Here is an 18,864-nt window from a genome sequence, read left to right on the forward strand (position 1 = left end):
GCGCACCACTGGTCAGGGGAAGCGGCAGAGTAGGGTGGGCGATCCGCCCACCCTGGTCAGAAGATCAGCGGCCGCCGATCACGCCGATATAGTCGGACACCCACCGGTAGTAGGGCACGCAGGCCCCGTCCCCCTGGGAGCAGTTCGATACCGGCGTGGTCCAGAAGCGGATCTTCTCGAAATCATCCATCCCGTTCGCCGTGCAGGTCTCGGCCGTGGACATGCCGCGTCCATCAGTGCAGGCCGCCGGAACCGAGGGGTTCGCCCCGAACCAGACCGCCAGATCGGCCTGCAGGTTCGAGCTGAGCGTATGCTCCATCCACAGATACGAGCAGTTGGGGTTCTTGGCATCGACATGCATCATCGTGGTGTCTGCCCAGCCCGTCGCCCCTTCCTGCGGGATCACGCTGGCGATCGGCTGGCCGTCGGACTGCAGCAGGTTGCGCTGGAACGGCCAGGACCCCGAGGCGACCACGCCCTCGTTCTTGAAGTCGTCGATCTGGATGAAGGCGTCGTGCCAGTAGCGGCTGACCAGGTTGCGCTGGACGCGCAACAGGTCCAGGGCCGCCTTGTACTGATCCTCGTTCAATTCGTAGGGCGAGGTGATCCCCAGTTCCGGCTTGTGGAACATCAGGTACTGCGCCGCATCGGCGATGTGGATCGGGCCGTCATAGGCCTGAACCCGGCCCTTGTTCGGCTGGCCGTCCGGCAGGGCCATCTCCTCGAACACGACGTTCCACGAGGTCGGCGGCTCCTTGAAGACTTCGGTGTTGTACATCAGCACGTTCGGCCCCCACATGTAGGGCACGCCGTAGTGGACGCCATCGACCGTATGCCAGGGCGCGGACATCAGCCTTTCGTCCACCGTCGACCAGGACGGGATCAGGTCGGTGTTGATCGGCTGCACCCGGTCGCCCGCCACCAGCCGCAGCGAGGCGTCGCCACTTGCCGTCACCAGGTCGAAGCCGCCCTCGTTCATCAGGGCCACCATCTCGTCCGAGGTGTTGGCGGTCTTGACGTTCACCTTGCAGCCCGATGCTTCCTCGAACTTGGTCACCCAGTCGAATTCCTTCATCGTCTCGCCGCGCTCGATATAGCCCGGCCAGGCGACAATGTTCACCTGACCTTCCGGCGCGCCGATTGCGGTGACCTGGGCCAGCACCGGGCCGATCCCGGTCATCAGGGCAAGCGTTGTGGTTCCCAAGAGCTTGAGGCGATTCATGGCAGACTCCCGTTGTTGTGTCTCTGGCGTGGGTGCAGAGGGTCCGTTCCCGCGGACTTGCGAAAAGCCTATGGTGTGATCATAGTTTCGCAATAACAAAAAACTGAAGCGAGATATCGGTTTTTCCTATAGCTTCAGCGCGCAGTGTCCGAATGGCGCTGAAGACCGGGCGTGGCCCGGGCAGATCGCCTGCCTTGATCACCGGGGGGGCAGATGTTCCCGGATCAACTCGGAGCGGTGTCGGAAAACCGAGACATCGTCAAAGGGAGCGCCATCTGCAGCGGCGTTGCGGACCAGTGTGGCTCGACGCCCGGGTGCACGCGCAAGCTCGATCATTTGCCTGGCCAGGGCTGACACATCGTTCAGGGGCGCCAACACGCCGCCTCCATTTCCGCTTATCAGATCCCGCGCAAAGGCACCGTCATAGCCGACAATCGGTGTGCCCGACGCAAGCGCCTCGATAAGGCAGCGTGGCGATTCGGGTGTCTTGTGGCAGAAGAGGAAGATATCTGCCGCGCGGAGGGCCGCAAGAATTGCCGCACGGTCCGACGTGAAGCCGGGTGCCGCAATCTTATCTTCCAGCCCCTTTTCGACGATCCGCGCACGCAGTGCGTCAAGTTCGGTACCATCGCCAAGCCATTGAGCTTCGAACTCCACGCCAGCGCGATGGACCGAGTCCAGCACCTCAAGCCAGTCGAACGGTCCCTTCATGGGATCTGCGCGTCCGACGTAAATGATCTTCAGCGGCCCCAAGCCGGTCGCTGCCGCCTGCACCTTGGCGTCCAACGCAACCGGGTCGATGTGATCGGACTTGCTGAGGTGGATGTCATGCACCAGTTGCGGGTTACGGCTGAAGGGTGCGTAAACCTTGAATGTCTCACCCCCGTGAAAGAAGCCGACGTGGGCTCGGCGGATCAGGCGACGTTCCAGCCAAGCCATCGGTCTATGGTACAGGCGTGCCTGGAGTCTGCGCCGCCAGTTCCCTTGACCTATCAATCGCCGTGTCACCTGCGACTCGACCCGGTCGGTCCATACTCCATAGGGTCGGCCCATTTTCCAGGCCTCATGGCAACCCACAGATCCCCAATCCCCGAAGAGACCACCGATCGCGAAGCTGATGTAATCGGCTTCCGCAATCAGATCACGAATCTGACGTCGTACTGTCGGCAGCAGGCGCAGAAAGCGATCCGGGCGATAGGCCATCGGAACCGGCACGATCTTGATCCGATCAAGCGCAGGACCCACCAACTCCAGCGGCCCCCAGCTTTTCGGCATCGGACCGTCCGTCACTGGCATTATCACCGTGAGGAGGTCAAAATTATCCGCCCAAAGGCGCAGGCCGTTGCGCGCCTGATCCTCAAGATAGAGTTTGCCTTCCTTGCGATGAAGCGGGACCGGTGCATAGATCAACAAGCGCTTACCGTCACCACGCATTTGGTCTCCACCTTACTAATGTCGACACCACCTGGGTAGCCAACGGTTTAGCGCCAAGGGTCGCCTGTTTTCTCTTATCATTCAAGCGCTTTGGTCCTTGGCCAAAGGGGTAGGGCACAGTTTTCGAATGGCTGCTGCGCCTGGGGCGAAACTTATCCGGGTCGCACCACCGCCGTGCTTTGCGCCGAGCGGATGAAGTTCGATGCAGGCCCCGTAAGTGGTGCACCCTTGCGCCAGGCCAGGCCAACCTGCACCGAGGGCAGGTCGCCCGAAACATCGCGGATCTCGATCCGGTCGCCTTCCAGGCTCCAGGGCCGGTAGACCAGGCTGGGCAGGATCGCCAGCCCGGCCCCCGTGGCGACCAGGCTGCGCACTGCCTCGACGCTGCGGGTGCGGAAGGCGATCTGCGGCTTGACTGGCAGGGCGGCGGTCAGGCGGCGGGTCGATTCCTCGATCTCGTCCACCATCAGCTGAATCATCGGAGTGCCAGCAAGCTCCTCCAGCGTAATGCTTTCCTGTTGCGCCAGCGGATGCCCCAGCGGCAGCCAAAGCCGATAGGGCGACACCAGCAGCGTCTCGACGTTCAGCGCCATGCGGTCATGCACGGACGAAGTCAGCAGCACCGCCACGTCAAGCTCTCCCCCGATCAGCAGATGCTGCAGGTATTCGCCGCTGTCCTCGATGACGTTCAGCTCGACCTGCGGAAAGGCGCGGCGATAGCGTTGCAGGATGTCGGACAGCACATAGCCCGCGACCAGGCTGGTGACCCCCAGCGACAGGCGGCCGCGGGCGGTTTCGGCTTCGGCCTGAAAGGTGCTTCGGGCATTGACCACGTCGGACAGGATCTGCCGGGCATGGCGCAGGAAGGCCGACCCCTTGTGCGTCAGCAGAATCCCCCGTGCCTGCCGGTCGAACAGCGTCACCCCCAGGTCGTCCTCCAGCCCGCGGATCGCCTCGGTCACCGAGGACTGGCTGATCGACAGCGCCCGCGCCGCGCCCGAGACCGACCCGGCTTCGGCGGCGGCGACGAAGAACTGAAGCTGGCGCAGCGTGAAAGCCATCGGAACCGCCGATAGGGGATATCGCCAATCTGCCCGAACCCGCGCCGGGCGCAAGGGTTGATGCTGGCGGAGCGGGGTGGTCAGATGGTCCAAAGCAACGGAGGAGCGCATGTGGTGGGTAATCCTGGCCGTAGTGCTGGGCGGGGCGGCGATCTCGGTCCAGGCCCCGATCAACGCGGCCCTGTCCCGCGAGCTTGGGGCCGCAGTGCCCGCCGCTGCGGTGTCGTTCGGCGTGGGCTTCCTTGTCCTGCTGGCCATCGCGGCGTTTCAGGGCCAGGGTGGCGCCTTCCTGAAGCTGCCGCAGGTCCCGGCCTGGACCCTGGTTGGCGGCGTCCTGGGTGCCTGGTATGTGTTCGCGACCGTCTGGGGCGTCGCCTCCCTGGGCGTGGTCACCCTGGTCGCCGCGCTGATCCTGGGCCAGATGGCCGCCGCGATGGTCATTGACGCGACCGGGGCCCTGGGCATGGCGGTGCGCGAAGTCACGCCAACGCGGCTTGCCGCCGCAGCTCTGGTGGCCGCGGGGCTACTCTTGTCGCGGCTTTAGGACCGATCCACCGGCTTTGACCGGAACCGCGCCACGGTTTCCCGCTCGGCCCGGCGGCAGGCGACGGGGGCCAGACCCCGGGCGATCAGGTCCATGTCCTCCAGCACGCGTGTGCCGATTTCCCGCAGCGCAAATTCCAGCGCCCCGGCCCGGTGCGGTGAGAACAGCATGTTGGGAGTGCGGCGGATTGGATCGTCCTGTGGCAGCGGCTCGACCGGAAAGACATCGGTCGCGACGCGGATGCGCCCCTCGGAAGCGGCCTGAGTCAGGGCCGGAAAGTCGACAGCTGCGGCACGCGACATCAGCAGAAGCATCGCCCCCTTCTGCATCAGCGACAGCGCGCCGGCGTCGATCAACCCCTTGTTTTCCGTCGTGATCGCCGCCATCACGAAGATAAAGCGGTTCTCGGCCATCAGGGTGTCGAAATCCACCGGCTCCACCCCCAACCGCCGCAGGTGGCCGGGGGGAAGCCAGGGGTCATGCGCCTGGACGCGGCAGCCGAACGGGGCCAGCAACCGGTGCAGCGCCCGCCCCAGATCACCGAACCCGATGATCCCCACGGTCGATCCCGCCAGCATCTCGGACTCACGGTTGCCGTCAAACAGCCATTTCTCCTGACCCCGCAGGAAGGCCGCATGTTCGCCGTGGATGTTGCGCGCCAGGCTAAGCGCCATGCCCAGCGCCATCTCGGCCACGGGTGCGGCAAAGACTCCGCCGGGCGCAAGCACCGGGATGCCGCGGCGAAAACATTCCTCATAGTCGATGTTCGGCAGGAAGTTGGTCTCGACATTGAAGATCGCCCGCAGGTTCGGCGCCAGCGCCAGCCGGTCCGCGCCCATCGGTTGCTGCGAGATCAGGATGTCCGTCCCCGGCAGGTGTTCGGCATAGAAGGCGTCGCGGTCCTGGCCCTGCCATTCCGTCACCTGATACCGGCTTGTGAACGCCGCCAGCTCATGGGCCGAAAAGATGTCGCCGGTGCTCCGGGGATCGGGGTCGTAAAGCACGCGCATCGGGGGTCCTTCCGGCAATTTGCCCGACCCTAGGCGCAGTCCGCCTCCGGGGACAAGGCCAGTCCGGCCCTGCCCGGTTGTCCGCTAACCCGTCCAGCGCCCCTGCGCCTCCACCCGCCACGGCGCTGCGACCGGCGGCGGCGGCGCGCCCTCTTGCCAGAAGCACAGACGCAGGTGGTCGGGCGCATCACCCTCGGCCACCAGCGCCCAGTCCATCTGGAACCCGTCGATCAGCAGCCCCTCGGCGTAGAAGACGATCTCTTCGGCCTCCAGCGCCTCGGAAGGCGAGGGGTCCCAACTCTCTCCGCCCCAGAACACCAGCCCCTCGATGTCGCGATGCTTCCGCGCGATCTTCGCAAGCGGGGTAAGGAACGCCTCGACCGGGGTCGGTTCCTTCGCCATCACCGCAGCTCCGCCGCCAGGGCCGGGACTGCCTCGGCAACCAGCTGCTCATAGGCTGCCAGCTTCGCGGGCGTGAAGTGCCCGGCCTCGGCCAGGATGTTCACCGTCCCCAGCACCCGCCCACCCCCCACCACCGGCACGTTGATGCAGGACCCCAGGCCCAGCGACACGATCAGCGCGTGGTCGAAGAAGTACTTCGCAAACTCTGGCGGGGTGTTCGCCACGAAGGTCCGCCGCCCCGCGATTGTGGTGTCGTACCAGCCGTCCTTCTCCATCGGTTTGGTCCCCGACACCGGATACTCCACCGGATGCGAGGTGAAGACGCGGCCAAACAGCGCCTTGTCCTCGTCCAGCTTCGTCACGGTGAAAAGCCGCGTGCCCAGCGCGGTACAGCGGGCGTGAAGATCGGTGAAGGCTGTCAATCTTTCCTCGCTTTGCGCCGGATCAAGGCGCGGGTGCCGGGTTCAAGGCCATTCTCTGCCCCGAACCCCGACTGTCAATCCTGCGAGGCCCCATGCAATACGAACTCTCTGCCCGCCGTCTGGACGCGACCGTCAGCCTGGCGACCAGCCACGGGGCCGAGGTGCGGCTGGCCACTGACATGGACGGCCGCAAGGACGCGCTGAACCCGGTGGAACTGCTGCTGTCAGCACTCGCCGCCTGCATGATCAAGGGGGCCGAGCGGGTGCTGCCGACGCTGAAGTTCCAGCTGGACGGGATGACGGTCCATCTTTTCGCCGACCGTCAGGATGCGCCGCCAAAACTGACGGCGATCCGGTATGAGATCACTGTCGCCACCCCGGAAAGCGACGCGCGGCTGGACCTTCTGCACCGCAACATCCTGAAATACGGCACGATTTCCAACACGCTGACCGCCGCCGTGCCCCTGACCGGGACCATCCGCCGGGCGTGAGGCCCGCTACCGCCGCGTCATTGCAATACGGATCAGGGCGCGCTCCATCAGCGCCATGCCGGGGGCCTTGCTCGCGGACCGCAGCGTCAGGTCGGTCTCCAAGAGCACCGCCACCGCCGTCTCCAGCGCGCGGACGCCCCATTGCCCCGCCTGCCGCCCCATCGCGTCCTTCTGCTTGAAGTTCACCCGCGCCCGCTGGATGCCAACCCCCGGGCCCTGCGGATCGGTCGCCGCGGCGTGCAGGATGCGAAAGTGCCGCAAGGCGCCGATGCAGATCGTCACTGGCTGGACGCCCTGCCCCTCCAGCCGCCGGAACAGGGGCCCGATGGCCTGCGACCGTGCTTCGGCCACCGCGTCGATCAGCTCGTCTACCTCGGCCTCGATGGTCGCGGGGGCCATCGCGGCCACGTCGGCAGGCATCAGGGGCGAAGGATCGCCCCACTTGTAAAGCGCGATCTTCTCCAGCGTCTGCCGGAAATCGCCGGGGTCCAGCGCGCGAGCCAGAGTGTTCAGGTCGGTCATCGCCTCGCGGTCGATGTCGACCAGCCCGGCCGCTTTCAGCGCGGCTTCGATCTCTTCCCGGCCCGGAGGCTCGTCATAAAGCCCGATGCAGACCGCCGAGGGGTGCTTTTCGAACAGCACCTTCAGCGCCGACTTGCCGGTCAGGTTGCCCGCCGTGACCACGATCACCGCATCGCCGGGTTTCCATTCCTTCAAAGCCACGGCCACCGTGTCGGTCAGACCGTCCGTCGCTTCCTCCAGAAACGCCACGCGGGGACCCGGAAAGAACCCCACCGCCTTGATCGCGTCCAGAAGCAGGCTGCCATCCTTTCGCAGATCCGCGCCCGACATCCGCGTCAGGCGCATCTCGGCCTCGCCCTCCGGCCCGACCAAGGCCGCGATGGCCTCCTGCCGCTTCAACGCCACTCGCATCGCGTCGGCACCGAAGATCAGCAGCCCCGCCCGCGCCGGGTCGGGCTTGGCACAATAGCGGGCGGCCTCGGCGCCCTTCAGGATCATGGCAGGCTGTCGGCCGCACCGATCAGGCGGGCGGTGATCTGGTCGGCCAGGAGTCGCATCAGGCGAAGGGCCGCATCCTCTTCGGCTGCCAGCTGGGCCACGGTCGATCCCGTCGCGGAATAGGCGGTGAAGCTTTGCACCCGGCCCCCGGTGATCCGGGCACCACTGGCCTGGTCGGTCAATGAATAGTCGACAACGCCCTTAAGATTGTAGCGGGTGATCTTGTTGTCAGCCGTGAAGCCAACCCCCACGGTTTCCGTGGTGATCGTGTAGGCCAGGTCATAACGCGCTGCCTCGGGTCGGCCCAGCCGTTCCTCCAGCCGTTCGACCAGATCGAAGCCGTTCTTGTCCGTGGGGTCCTGAACCCGCACCGCGCCCGTCAGCCTGGCCGCACCGCCGCCCGGACCATAGGCCGGGGTGAACCCGCAGGCGGCCAGCGCCAGAGGAGCAAGCAGAAGCGTCCGGCGGGACATCCGCGCGACCGGCCCCCTCTCCCCCTGGGGGAGAGGGCTGGGGTGGGGGGTCAGGCGGTCAGACGACGACATTGATGATGCGTCCCGGGACGACGATGATCTTCTTCACCGGCTGTCCGGCAAGGAACCTGACCACATCCTCGTCCGCCAGCGCCAGCTTTTCAACCTCTGCTGCGGGCATATCCTTCGGCACGCTGATTTCCGCCCGGCGCTTGCCGTTGATCTGGATCGGCAGGGTGACGGTATCATCCACCAGAAGCGCCGGATCGGCCTTGGGCCACGGCGCCTGCGCGCACAGGCCGGTGCCGCCCTGATGGTTCCAGATATCCTCGGCCAGATGCGGGGTCATCGGCGACATCAGCTTGGCCAAAGTGCGGATGGCGTCCTTCATCACCGGGGTCGAGGCATTGGCCTTGGCGATGGTGTTGTTGAAGGCATAAAGCGCAGCAATGGCCTTGTTGAAGGCAAAGCCCTCGATCCCCTTGGTCACCTCGTCGATGGCGCGGGCGGTCGCCCGGGCCAAGGCCTCGTCACCCTCGCCCTTGTGGTCGGCGGGCATCTGACCGATGCGGTCACACAGCGCCCAGACGCGGGACAGGTGCTTGAACGCGGCTTCGGCACCCGACGAGGTCCATTCCACGTCACGCTCCGGGGGTGAATCCGACATCACGAACCAGCGCGCGGTATCCGCCCCGAAGGCCGCGATGATGTTCATCGGGTCGACGACATTCTTCTTCGACTTCGACATCTTGGCCGAAGGGATGATCTCGATCGCCGTCCCCGCCGCCTCTTCCAGCTTGGCCCTCAACTGGTCCTCGCTCAACTCGCTGAGGTCGGTCACATGATCCGCGCGCAGGAAGGCCACCGGCTCGTTGCCGATGTTGAAGCGCAACACGTCCTCGGGCAGGTGATAGACCGGGCGGCCCTGAGCATCCATCGACCGATAGATTTCGTGCGTGACCATGCCTTGCGTGAACAGCGCGTTGAACGGCTCGATGGCCTTCTGCGGCAGGTGGCCGGTCTTGTGCATCGCCCGGGCGAAGAAGCGCGAATACAAAAGGTGCAGGATCGCATGCTCGATCCCGCCGATGTACTGGTCGACGTTCATCCAGTATTCGGCGTCCTCCAGCACCGTGGGCGTCGTGGCACGCGGAGCGGTGAAGCGGGCGTAGTACCAGGACGAATCGACGAAGGTATCCATCGTGTCCGTCTCACGCCGGGCCTTGGCGCCGCATTTCGGGCAGGTGCAGTCGCGCCAGGTCGGGTGCCGGTCCAAGGGGTTGCCGGGGACGTCAAAGCTGACGTCATAGGGCAGCTCGACGGGCAGGTTCGCCTTCGCTTCCGGGACGACACCGCAGGTCACGCAATGAATAACCGGGATCGGGCAGCCCCAGTAACGCTGCCGGGACACGCCCCAGTCGCGCAGGCGGAACTTGGTGACGCCCTTGCCATAGCCGTTCGCCTCGGCATGGGCGATGGCGGTCGCCACGCCGTCGTCGCCGGTCTGCACCTTCTCTCCGGCGAAGCCGCGGATGTAGTGGACCTTCTCCGACTTCATCGGCACGAAGGCCTCGGTCAATGGCGAGTCCGAACCGTCGGCGGTGAACACGGGCTTGATCGGCAGCGCATATTTGGTGGCAAAGTCAAAGTCGCGCTGGTCATGCGCCGGGCAGCCGAAGATCGCGCCGGTGCCATAGTCCATCAGGATGAAGTTGGCGATCCAGACCGGCAGTTCCCACGCCGGGTCAAGCGGATGCTTCACGCGGATGCCGGTATCAAGACCGATCTTCTCGGCGGTTTCCAGCGCCTCGGCTGTGGTCCCGCCCTTGCGCGCCTCGGCCAGAAAGGCTGCGACCTTGGGGTCGGCTTCCAGCACCTTCGCCAGCGGATGATCCGGGGAAATCGCCGCGAAGCTTGCCCCCATCAGCGTGTCCGGGCGGGTGGTATAGACCTCAAGCTTTTCAAAGCCTCCCGGCGCGCCGACCGTACCGAAGGCAAACTGCAGGCCCCGCGACTTGCCGATCCAGTTCGCCTGCATCAGGCGCACCTTTTCCGGCCAGTTCGTCAGCCCGTCCAGCGCGCCCAGCAGTTCCTCCGAGTAGTCCGAGATCTTGAAGAACCACTGCGTCAGCTCACGCCGCTCCACGGCAGCACCCGAACGCCAGCCCTTGCCGTCGATCACCTGCTCGTTGGCCAGCACCGTCATGTCGACCGGGTCCCAGTTGACCACGGCGGCCTTCCGGTAGACCAGCCCGGCCTCCATCATGTCGATGAACATCGCCTGCTGCTGGCCGTAATACTCCGGGTCGCAGGTCGCCAGCTCGCGCGACCAGTCGATGCTCAACCCCAAGGGCTTCATCTGCGCCTTCATGTCGGCGATGTTGCCGTAGGTCCAATCCTTCGGATGGCCGCCGCGTTCCATCGCCGCGTTCTCGGCCGGCATCCCGAAAGCGTCCCAGCCCATCGGGTGCAGCACGCTGTAGCCCTGCGCCAGCTTGGTCCGCGCCACGACATCGCCCATCGTGTAGTTGCGCACATGCCCCATGTGGATGCGCCCCGAGGGGTAGGGGAACATCTCCAGCACGTAATACTTGGGCTTCAATGGATCGCGCCGCGCCGTGAAGGCCCCGGCCTTGTCCCAGGCGTCCTGCCATTGGGGTTCGATCACCGAAGGGTCATAGCGCGACATCAGGGGCCTCATGCGGAATTCCGCGCGGAATTACACATGCCAGCCCGGAAAGGTCCACCCCTTCCCGGCCCATCACGCCGCCAGAACGCTTAAAGCTTGCTGTCGCGCACCCGCAGCTGCCGCGCGCGGGTCAGGATCGCATCCTCGATCGCCCGCACGGTTTCCGGCGCGACCGAGCCGCCGCCCTGGCCCTGCAACGCCACCTTCAGGCTGCGCGCATCCAGCGCCGGGTCCTGCACATAGATCGTCGCCCGGTAGGCCCTGCCGCCACCCGGAGGCCGCCCATACCCCGTCACGATCACGCCCGTAAACGGGTCCACCGATTCGATGGGCAGGAAGTTCAGCACCTCAAGGCTGGCCTGCCAGATGTATTTGTTGACCTCGACCGTGGTGTTCGGGTTGTCGGCGTTTCCGAACAGATCCCAGATGGTCGAGCCGCCTTGGTCCTCGCCCCGCGCCTTCGCGATGGCCGCGCGCTGTTCATCCGCGCGTTCCTTGCGGGTAAGCTGGTCTTCCGAGGGGATGGAGGCGCGGTTGCCGAACAGGTTGCCGCTGCCGATACCGCCGCCGCAGGCCGACAAGGTGACGACCAGACCCATTGCCAGAGCCGCTTTGCTAAGTTGATGCAAGTTCATCCGGCCACCTTTGGAACCCTTGCCCGCTGTCTAGCTTAGGCACCAAGGCCTGCCAAGGGCTTTCGCTCCCATGCATGCGCCCACGCGCGGGCTTGCGCGTGGGCGCGCGCTCCTGTCAGCGTCGATCCGCGACCAATCCGCGGGCGATTCCAGACCTGTGGCTTTGCTGCACCAACTTTGGGCCGATTTCCCGATCAGGGTTCGGGAACGTTGCAAATGTGGGCGTCCGGGGTGAAATACGGCTCATTCCCCTGCGGATTCCCCTGCGGCGGGCTTACCTTGAAGAAAGAGGGAAAACATGAAAAAGATTCTTCTCGCGACCAGCGCCCTGGTTTTGGTTGCCGGCGCCGCCGCTGCTGAAGTGACCGTTGGTGGCTCGGCCCGCATGGGTCTGATCTATGACGGCGAAGACACCCTGATGACCTCGCGCGTCCGTATCGTCTTCACCGCTTCGGGCGAAACCGACACCGGCATCTCATTCGGCGCCTCGATGCGTGCTGACCAGTCGGGCCAGGGCAACACCCAGAACGGCGACTCGACCGTTTACGTTTCGGGCGCTTTCGGCAAGCTGACCTTCGGCGACGTTGACTCGGCTGCCAACGCTCTGGTTGGTCACGTTTCGGGCGTTGGCCTCACCGGCCTCGGCGACTGGAACGAACTGCGCTACCTCGGCCACGAAAAGACCGCTGCCCTGTACGAATACTCGGCTGGCGCTCTGACCTTCGCTCTGTCGGCTGGCCAGTTCGAAGGCCTCGACACCACCGGTACCCCGGCTGTTCCGAACACCGCCAACGACGACGCAATGTCGATCGCGGTCAAGTACGCTGTCGACGCCTACACCGTTGCTCTCGGCTACGAAACCGCTGGCGACGTTGACCACATCGCTCTGGGCGCCTCGGCGACCTTCGGCGCGTCGACCGTCAAGTTCGTCGCTTCGGACACCGACATCGCTGGCGACCCGACCCAGTACGCTCTGTCGCTTGACTACGCGATTGGCGCGACCACGCTGACCGCGTTCGTCACCGACGAAGGCGCCATCAACAACTACGGCATCGGCGCTGCCTACGACCTGGGCGGTGGTGCCAAGTTCGTTGCCGGCATCGTGGAAGTCGACGATCTGAACACCACGGGCACCCCGGCGGTTTCGGTTGGCGGCACCCGTGCCGACATCGGTCTGTCCTTCTCGTTCTAATCCACCCGGATTGGACGACCGGAAAGAGCGGGCCTTGTGCCCGCTCTTTTCTTTTTGGCCCGCGCCGTTAGGTTGCCCATCAAACGGGGGACGGTATGGCACTGGCAGACATCACGGAACGGTTGCGCGCGGCAGAACGCGCGGCGGGGCGGCCGGAAGGCTCGGTCACGCTGATCGCCGTGTCCAAGGTCCAGCCCGCCGAACGGGTTCAGGCCGTGCTGGATCAGGGCCACCGGGTCTTTGGCGAAAACTACGTGCAGGAAGCGGCGGGGAAGTGGCCCGCCTGGCGCGACCACTATGGCCCGCTGGACCTGCACATGATCGGCCCCTTGCAGACCAACAAGGCCAAGGTCGCCGTCGATCTGTTCGATGCGATTCACACGCTGGACCGGCCTTCGCTGGCGCAGAAGCTGGCCAGCCTGGGCCAGGCGCGGGGATCGTTGCCGCAGCTGTTCGTGCAGGTGAATACGGGCGAGGAGCCGCAGAAGGCCGGCGTCCTGCCCGCCGATCTGTCCGGTTTCCTGCGTGACTGCCGGGCGATGGACCTGTCCCCCGTCGGCCTGATGTGCATCCCGCCCGAGGATCAGGACTCCACCCCCCATTTCGCGATGCTGGCCCGGATGGCTGCGGATCATGGCCTGGCAGGCCTGTCGATGGGGATGAGCGGCGATTTTGAGGCCGCCGTGGCGCATGGCGCGACCCACATCCGCGTCGGCAGCGCGATCTTCGGCGCGCGTAGCTATCCCGCACCGTAGGGTGCGCTACAGCGCTCCACCGGAGTCAGCGGATTAACAAACCCCTAACAGAAAAACTTACCTATCTGTTTTTGCACAACAATCCGAAAATGTCCACCGTGGACAGGTCAGGTCAGCCAGACCCGTGCATAGGGCGGCAGCACGACCTGCCCGCCATGCAGGCCGACCTCTGCCTCGGACAACTCGTCCCACATCCGGCTGACCCCCAGCGCCCGCACCCACCCCTCGGGCAGGTGCTGCCACTGTTCGGTGAAATTGAACAGACCCAGCAGAACCCCCGTCGGCGCGACCCTCTGGACCGCCAGCACCGCATCGTTTCCCGACCCCACGACCCGCACCGGATTGGCCGCATGCAGCGCCCCCGTCGCCCGCCGCCGCGCCAGGATATGCCGCACCCCCCGGAACACCCGGGCCGAGGGCGTCTCCGCCGTATCCCGCCCCTCCGCCGCCGCCCAGTCCATCCGCGGCCGGTGGACCCAGCGGCTGTCATGGGCATGGTGGGGATCGTCGAGGTAGCCGTAGTCGTTCGTCAAGGCAAGTTCGTCGCCCATGTAGATCAGCGGTATCCCTCCCCAGGCCGCGATCAGCGCGTGCCCCATCAGGATCCGCTGCACCGCCAGATCCACCTCCCCCGCATCCCGCGCCGTCTCCAGCCCCGCCAGCGAAGCGAACGACCCCGAGATCCGCTTGTCCCCGGTCAGTGGATTGACCTGGAACAGCGCCCCCTTGGCGAAGGTGCCGGGGAAGGTGCCTTCATAGAAGTCCGACAGGAAGCCCCGGTGCCCGTGCCCCGACACCCCCACCGCCGCCGCGTCTTCGTCCGTCACCGCCCAGCCGATATCATCGTGGCATCGGATGTAGGTCGCATAGGTCGCGTTCGTCAGCCGGTCGGGGAAATGGGTCGACAGGACATGGGTCATCAACCGCGTGTCCCGGGTGGCAAGCGAGGACCAGAACTGCACCATCAGGCTGTTGTGGTAGGCCAGGTTGCCTTCCTTGCCATCATGCTTGCCCCGTCCAAGATACGGCAGCATCTCGGCCGGAGCGACGATCGCTTCCTCCAGGTGAATCACCGCTGCACTGGCGATCCGCGAACAGGCCCGCAGCGCCTGGAGGATCATGTGGACCTCGGGTTCGGACTGACAGCGCGTCCCCAGCCGCTTCCACATGAAGGCGACGGCATCCAGCCGCAGCACATCGACCCCCTTGTTGGCCAGGAACAGCATGACCTCGACGATCTCCAGGAACACCGCCGGATTGGCCCAGTTCAGGTCCCACTGGTGTTCGTTGAAGGTCGTCCAGACCCATTTGCCGATCTCGGGGTAATGGGTGAAGTTGCCGGGAGCGTTGTCAGGGAAGACCTCGACCAGCGTCTGCTCGTGCAGGGTCGGCATGTCGGGCGTGTCGAACATCAGGTAATAGCCCTGATACGTCGGGTCGCCCTTCGCCGCCTTCTTCGCCCAGGCGTGTTCCTTCGCCGTGTGGTTCAGCACCAGGTCGACACAGAGCGACATGCCCCGCGCGCGCAGGGCGGCGCTGACAGCTTCGAAATCCGCCATCGTCCCGAAGTCCGGGTTGATCTGGCGGTAGTCCATCACCGAATAGCCACCATCGCTGTCACCGGGGCGCGGCTTCAGGCACGGCATCAGGTGGACGTAAGTGATCCCGAGGTCCTGAAGGTAGTCCAGCTTGTCCAGCACCCCGTGCAGCGAGCCGTTGAAGCGGTCGATGTAGAAGACATAGCCCGCCATGTCGGGACGCTGGAACCAGTCCGGCGACAGGTCGCGTTGCAGGTCCAGGCGCTTCAGGTCCGCGGGGCGGTCGGCCCAGCCTTTCCGCAGCGCCTTTACCAGCTTTTCCCGGAAGGCGGGATAGTCGGGCCGCGCGCCATACAGCGCGTCCAGCATCGGGAACAGATCGGGGGCCGACCGCGCCAAGCGCAGCTCGAAAACGTCGTCATCCGCGCTGCGTGATGCTGGCATCGAATCCTCCCGGTTTGGGCGCAGATTAGGCAATCCAAAGCGTTTCGGAAAGGGGATTACAGACGGACGACCAGCCGGGTCTGGTAAGTGATCCGTGGGGCGATCCAGTGGAGGTCGCGGCGGGACAGAGCCACACAGCCAGCGGTGGGCGCACCGGGGCGGCGCCATTGGTGGATGAATATGGCAGAGCCACGGCCAGGTTCGGCATGGGGCCAGTTCCAGTCGGTGATGATGACAAGGTCATACATCGGATCTGCCCGCCGCAGAGGTTCGTGGCTGAAGCGGTGCGGGGCACGGACCATCAGGTTGTATTCCGTGTCGAGCGGGTCGTCCGACCACAGGTCCGAGGGACCGATCGGCAGTGCCCAGTCGGCGGGGCGGGTCAGCCGGTCGGGGCGATAGAGCATGCCGACCAGCCGATGCACCCCGGCCGGGGTTGCTCTGTCGCCCTCGCGCTTGGCCTTGGCGGGCACGATGCCAGCGTGCCCAATGGAACAGGGAAACACCCGCCCCATGAAGCGCAGCCCCAGCGGCGTGACCACCAGGTCGGTGGGCTTCACGGCAGATGCCCCGATTTCGCGGCCTTGGTCGCCAGATAGGCCCGGTTTTCCTTAGTCTGGCCCACATGGAGAGGCACCCGTTCCGTCACATGCAGACCGCAGCTTTCCATCATCGCCAGCTTGTTGGGGTTGTTGGTCAAAAGCCGAACGCTGGAGAACCCTAGCTTCCGCAAAATCTCGGCCCCGATGCGGAAGTCGCGTTCGTCATCCTCGAATCCCAGGCGGTGGTTGGCCTCGACCGTATCGAACCCCTGATCCTGCAGGGAATAGGCGCGCATCTTGTTGGCAAGACCGATTCCCCGGCCTTCCTGATTCAGGTACAAAAGCACCCCCGCCCCCTCTTGCCCCATCTGCGCCAGCGCCGCCCGCAGCTGAGGGCCGCAGTCGCACTTCAGCGAGCCGAGCACGTCCCCGGTGAAGCAGGCCGAGTGCAGGCGCGCCAGCACGGGCTTCGCGCGGTCGGGACGACCGATCTCGATGGCATAGTGTTCCTCGCCGCCGTCGTCGGGTCGAAAGACATGCACCCGCCCTGCACTGGAGGCGACAAGGGGAACGCGGGCGGACACGACCTCGTCCATCGGCGGCAGAGCGGCCAGAGCGGGGGCAATTTCGTCCAGCACCAGCAGCGTAAGGCCGTGCGCCCCGGCCAGGGTCAGCGCGTCCTGCACCGGCACCAGCAGGGCGGCGGGCAGCAGTTGCGCGGTCTTAGCCAGCCCCAGCGCCGCGCGGGCCAGGTCGGGCGTGCCGTCGCGCAGGGATTGGAGTGGCCCCTTCATCGGCGTGCGCAGGTCATCCGCCGGGTCTGCAACCGACCGCAGCCAGTCCAGGCCGGTATCAGAGGGTGGAATGATCCGCGCCAGATCACCGTCATAGGCGCGGGCCTTCAACGTCTCGGCCCGGCGCGCGGTGATCGCCAGCACCGGCGACCCGAGGCCACGCAGGTCCTCCAGACGTGCGGCATCAAGCGTTTCGACCGCAGCCACCAGCGCCGCCCCTTCAAGGCCGCACAGCACGACCGGGACCCCCATGCGCAGATCGGCGCGCGCGCGGGTCAGGCGTTCGGGGATGGACAGGCCAAGCGACATGCCCCCTATCTAGGCCGCAATCGCCGGGGGCGGAAGCCTTTGCACGTTACAGCCCCGGCAAATGCCTACAGATCGGTCGGGCAGGCGTTCAGGATATCGGTCGGGTTGACCGCAAGATCAGGCGGGATGAGCCGATGGGAGCGGAGGAAACGAGGGCCATCCTTTCCCGACCAACCTGGACCGCAACCTACCCATAGCTGGACTTGCGACCCGGACGATGGCCGCGGGACGGACAACCGGCTTGATACGGCGCTGGCCGAACTGGACGGGAAGACCGCGTGCCCGAGATTTGAAACATAGGCCGCGGAACCGACACGACCGCGTGAGCATTTGGTAGCAAATCTTGCGGGGTTCGTGATCGGGGCGCATCTCGGACATGCAATCAACGGAGGCACATCATGGCCGGACTGCGGAAAATCCTGCTCGTCGATGACGACGACGACCTGCGCGAGGCACTTAGCGAGCAGCTGGTGATGACCGAGGACTTCGACGTGTTCGAAGCCGGAACCGGCGCTGACGGGATGGAGAAGGTCAAGGCCGGCCTCTTCGACCTGGTGATCCTGGACGTGGGCCTGCCCGACACCGACGGGCGCGAGCTGTGCCGCAGGATGCGCAAGCAGGGCGTCAAGTGCCCCATCCTGATGCTGACCGGGCATGACACCGACAGCGACACGATCCTTGGGCTGGACGCCGGTGCGAACGACTATGTGACCAAGCCCTTCAAGTTCCCGGTCCTGCTGGCCCGCATCCGTGCCCAGTTGCGGACGCACGAGCAGTCAGAGGACGCGGTGTTCCAGCTTGGGCCCTATACCTTCAAGCCGGCCCAGAAGATGCTGGTCGACGAGAAGGACAAGAAGATCCGCCTGACGGAAAAGGAGACCAACATCCTGAAGTACCTTTATCGGTCGACCACCGGGGTCGTCGCGCGGGATGTGCTGCTGCACGAAGTCTGGGGTTACAACGCGGGCGTGACCACGCACACGCTGGAGACGCACATCTACCGGCTGCGGCAGAAGATCGAGCCTGATCCCTCGAACGCGCGGCTTCTGGTGACCGAAAGCGGCGGGTATCGGCTGGTGGCCTGAGCCAAGCGTGGCCGCAAGAACACGGTGATTGCGACCGCCATGCAACAACCACGAAATCTTGCGGCTTAGGGCTTATTGTTGCCGGATTCAGTTGCTACCTTTCTCGCATGCACCGGTTGTGCAGCAAGTTCCCCTGGTCGCGTCGGGGTTATGGCGCGGCATCCTCCCTGTTGGACCTGGCCGGGCTTCTTGCCCGGCCTTTTTTTCGGTCGCGGCGGTTGAGCCAGATCAAATCCTCGGCCCCGCAGTTCGGCTAACGTATCCTTACCTCCCTGTTGGACCTTGCCGGGCTAGCTGCCCGGCTTTTTCTTTTTCGTACCCTGTCGAAAAGCCACGGACATGGCGCGGGCCTGCCACGCGGCTTGCACAATTGCCCGGCCTAAAGCGCGCACCCGCAGACAGGCTGCGGCCCAACACCGGAGACGTCATGCGTATCGCCCTTGCCGCCATCGCGACCCTGATCGCTACCCCGACCCTGGCCGAAGACCTGGTCTTCACGCTGGTCAACGACAGCTCGCTTGCCATCACCGAAATGTATGTCTCGCCGGTTGGTGAAGATCAGTGGGGCGAAAACATCCTGATGGTGGACGCGGTCGATCCGGGCGTTTCGGGCGACGTGACCATCGCCGACGGGCTGGAGGTCTGCGACTATGACCTGCGCTTTGTGACCGCCGAAGGGGCCGAGGCCGAGCAGACCCAGAACCTGTGCGAGCTTGGCACCTTCACCGTCACCGACTGATCCGGCCGCCTCTTGAGACTTGTGGCGGTCGGCCTTACGGTCGTCCGCCGCAGCCCCCGGAGC

General features: G+C 65.3%; 19 protein-coding genes. 6 read left to right on the forward strand and 13 right to left on the reverse strand.

Annotated features, from left to right (window positions below; genetic code table 11):
- Positions 1 to 64: 64 nt before the first annotated feature.
- The 3 genes from Q8M85_RS02380 to Q8M85_RS02390 all read right to left on the reverse strand — a co-directional run bounded on the left by Q8M85_RS02380 (position 65) and on the right by Q8M85_RS02390 (position 3,717).
- Positions 65 to 1,222, reverse strand: a complete 1,158-nt coding sequence (locus Q8M85_RS02380; RefSeq protein WP_305539749.1) for an ABC transporter substrate-binding protein — start codon at positions 1,220 to 1,222, stop codon at positions 65 to 67.
- 198 nt (positions 1,223 to 1,420) lie between these two features.
- The gene (locus tag Q8M85_RS02385) at positions 1,421 to 2,656 is read right to left on the reverse strand and encodes a glycosyltransferase (protein ID WP_305539752.1); all 1,236 of its coding nucleotides are present in this window, start codon (positions 2,654 to 2,656) and stop codon (positions 1,421 to 1,423) included.
- Positions 2,657 to 2,808: 152 nt separating this feature from the next.
- On the reverse strand, positions 2,809 to 3,717 hold the full coding sequence (locus Q8M85_RS02390) for a LysR family transcriptional regulator (protein WP_305539755.1): 909 nt from the start codon (positions 3,715 to 3,717) through the stop codon (positions 2,809 to 2,811).
- 109 nt (positions 3,718 to 3,826) lie between these two features.
- Between Q8M85_RS02390 and Q8M85_RS02395 the strand changes: the two genes are divergently transcribed.
- Complete coding sequence (locus tag Q8M85_RS02395; protein ID WP_305539757.1) at positions 3,827 to 4,261, forward strand: DMT family transporter; 435 nt, start codon at positions 3,827 to 3,829, stop codon at positions 4,259 to 4,261.
- Here the strand turns inward: Q8M85_RS02395 and Q8M85_RS02400 are convergent.
- The 3 genes from Q8M85_RS02400 to Q8M85_RS02410 form a co-directional block, all read right to left on the reverse strand.
- Positions 4,258 to 5,271, reverse strand: a complete 1,014-nt coding sequence (locus Q8M85_RS02400) for a hydroxyacid dehydrogenase (protein WP_305539760.1) — start codon at positions 5,269 to 5,271, stop codon at positions 4,258 to 4,260. The genes Q8M85_RS02395 and Q8M85_RS02400 overlap by 4 nt on opposite strands.
- An 84-nt stretch (positions 5,272 to 5,355) precedes the next feature.
- Positions 5,356 to 5,673 (reverse strand): hypothetical protein, encoded by a 318-nt coding sequence (locus Q8M85_RS02405; protein ID WP_305539763.1) that lies wholly within the window; start codon positions 5,671 to 5,673, stop codon positions 5,356 to 5,358.
- A complete protein-coding gene (locus Q8M85_RS02410; RefSeq protein WP_305539766.1) occupies positions 5,673 to 6,095 on the reverse strand; it encodes a GAF domain-containing protein in 423 nt (140 codons plus the stop codon). Before Q8M85_RS02410 ends, Q8M85_RS02405 begins: the two co-directional genes overlap by 1 nt.
- A 92-nt stretch (positions 6,096 to 6,187) precedes the next feature.
- On the opposite strand from Q8M85_RS02410, the gene Q8M85_RS02415 reads away from it, so the two are divergent.
- Positions 6,188 to 6,586: an OsmC family protein gene (locus Q8M85_RS02415; RefSeq protein WP_305539768.1), complete on the forward strand. Its 399-nt coding sequence runs from the start codon at positions 6,188 to 6,190 to the stop codon at positions 6,584 to 6,586.
- Positions 6,587 to 6,592: 6 nt separating this feature from the next.
- Here Q8M85_RS02415 and holA read toward each other — a convergent pair whose 3' ends face one another.
- The 4 genes from holA to Q8M85_RS02435 all read right to left on the reverse strand — a co-directional run bounded on the left by holA (position 6,593) and on the right by Q8M85_RS02435 (position 11,403).
- Positions 6,593 to 7,606 carry a DNA polymerase III subunit delta gene (gene holA, locus Q8M85_RS02420; protein WP_305539771.1) on the reverse strand — a complete coding sequence of 338 codons (1,014 nt, stop codon included), beginning with the start codon at positions 7,604 to 7,606 and terminating at the stop codon, positions 6,593 to 6,595.
- A complete protein-coding gene (gene lptE / locus Q8M85_RS02425) occupies positions 7,603 to 8,079 on the reverse strand; it encodes an LPS assembly lipoprotein LptE (RefSeq protein ID WP_305539774.1) in 477 nt (158 codons plus the stop codon). Before lptE ends, holA begins: the two co-directional genes overlap by 4 nt.
- A gap of 58 nt (positions 8,080 to 8,137) precedes the next feature.
- A complete protein-coding gene (gene leuS / locus Q8M85_RS02430; RefSeq protein WP_305539776.1) occupies positions 8,138 to 10,768 on the reverse strand; it encodes a leucine--tRNA ligase in 2,631 nt (876 codons plus the stop codon).
- Positions 10,769 to 10,857: 89 nt separating this feature from the next.
- A complete protein-coding gene (locus tag Q8M85_RS02435) occupies positions 10,858 to 11,403 on the reverse strand; it encodes a DUF3576 domain-containing protein (RefSeq protein WP_305539779.1) in 546 nt (181 codons plus the stop codon).
- 298 nt (positions 11,404 to 11,701) lie between these two features.
- Here Q8M85_RS02435 and Q8M85_RS02440 point away from each other — a divergent pair, with 298 nt between their 5' ends.
- Complete coding sequence (locus tag Q8M85_RS02440) at positions 11,702 to 12,595, forward strand: porin (protein ID WP_305539782.1); 894 nt, start codon at positions 11,702 to 11,704, stop codon at positions 12,593 to 12,595.
- 95 nt (positions 12,596 to 12,690) lie between these two features.
- On the forward strand, positions 12,691 to 13,350 hold the full coding sequence (locus tag Q8M85_RS02445) for a YggS family pyridoxal phosphate-dependent enzyme (RefSeq protein ID WP_305539785.1): 660 nt from the start codon (positions 12,691 to 12,693) through the stop codon (positions 13,348 to 13,350).
- Between the two features lie 107 nt (positions 13,351 to 13,457).
- Here Q8M85_RS02445 and Q8M85_RS02450 read toward each other — a convergent pair whose 3' ends face one another.
- From Q8M85_RS02450 to ribA, 3 genes are read right to left on the reverse strand one after another with little or no spacing between them, the layout of a single operon-like run.
- On the reverse strand, positions 13,458 to 15,332 hold the full coding sequence (locus Q8M85_RS02450; RefSeq protein ID WP_305539788.1) for an alpha-amylase family protein: 1,875 nt from the start codon (positions 15,330 to 15,332) through the stop codon (positions 13,458 to 13,460).
- A gap of 56 nt (positions 15,333 to 15,388) precedes the next feature.
- Positions 15,389 to 15,892 (reverse strand): L,D-transpeptidase, encoded by a 504-nt coding sequence (locus tag Q8M85_RS02455; protein WP_305539791.1) that lies wholly within the window; start codon positions 15,890 to 15,892, stop codon positions 15,389 to 15,391.
- Positions 15,889 to 16,977: a GTP cyclohydrolase II gene (ribA, locus tag Q8M85_RS02460; protein WP_305539794.1), complete on the reverse strand. Its 1,089-nt coding sequence runs from the start codon at positions 16,975 to 16,977 to the stop codon at positions 15,889 to 15,891. The genes Q8M85_RS02455 and ribA overlap by 4 nt, the downstream gene beginning before the upstream one ends.
- A gap of 398 nt (positions 16,978 to 17,375) precedes the next feature.
- Here ribA and Q8M85_RS02465 point away from each other — a divergent pair, with 398 nt between their 5' ends.
- Both Q8M85_RS02465 and Q8M85_RS02470 read left to right on the forward strand, forming a co-directional pair.
- Complete coding sequence (locus Q8M85_RS02465; protein ID WP_295072745.1) at positions 17,376 to 18,062, forward strand: response regulator transcription factor; 687 nt, start codon at positions 17,376 to 17,378, stop codon at positions 18,060 to 18,062.
- Positions 18,063 to 18,489: 427 nt separating this feature from the next.
- Positions 18,490 to 18,801 (forward strand): hypothetical protein, encoded by a 312-nt coding sequence (locus Q8M85_RS02470; protein ID WP_305539799.1) that lies wholly within the window; start codon positions 18,490 to 18,492, stop codon positions 18,799 to 18,801.
- Positions 18,802 to 18,864: the final 63 nt, after the last annotated feature.

Origin of the sequence: Tabrizicola sp. (assembly GCF_030694085.1) — a bacterium.
In the GTDB taxonomy this organism is placed as follows: Bacteria; Pseudomonadota; Alphaproteobacteria; order Rhodobacterales; family Rhodobacteraceae; genus Tabrizicola.